This window comes from Liquorilactobacillus capillatus DSM 19910 (assembly GCF_001434915.1).
Taxonomy (GTDB): Bacteria; Bacillota; Bacilli; order Lactobacillales; family Lactobacillaceae; genus Liquorilactobacillus; species Liquorilactobacillus capillatus.
Genome location: NZ_AZEF01000026.1, coordinates 1 through 449 on the forward strand (window position 1 = coordinate 1; position 449 = coordinate 449).

The 449-nt window shown below is 35.0% G+C and carries 1 protein-coding gene; it reads left to right on the forward strand.

Annotated elements, in window-relative coordinates; all coding sequences use genetic code 11:
* Window positions 1–25: 25 nt before the first annotated feature.
* The coding region (locus FC81_RS05620; RefSeq protein WP_162254820.1) for a transposase family protein at window positions 26–449 on the forward strand (424 nt) is incomplete at its 3' end.

The following is a 449-nucleotide window of genomic DNA, read 5'->3' on the forward strand; positions in this document are numbered from 1 at the left end:
AAAAAAAACAGGACATCACTGCCCCATGTGCTACGATTTAAGCGACCAAACAAAAAATCAAAGCGAGGTAATTATGATGTCCCAAAACAATTCTATCCTAGAATTACTAAATTTAAAAGACACAAATATTAATGTTACCGGTGTTACTAATAAAATTGACTACGTTGGTGGAGAAAAGCGGAATATTAAAGTGATTTACGCCCAGTTAACCTACAGTTTAACTCGTTGCCCTTATTGCGGTTTTCCTACAATCGTCAAAAATGGTACCCGATTAACTAAATTAAAGATTACTAGTTTAACTGGTCAAGAATTTAGACTATATCTTAAGAAACAACGATATTGGTGTAAAAACTGTCTTCACTCTTGTGGTGCTCACTCACAAATTGTTGCTACCAATCACTCCATTACTAATCAAGTAAGGTTAAGGGTTAACCAGCTTGTCCGTGAAT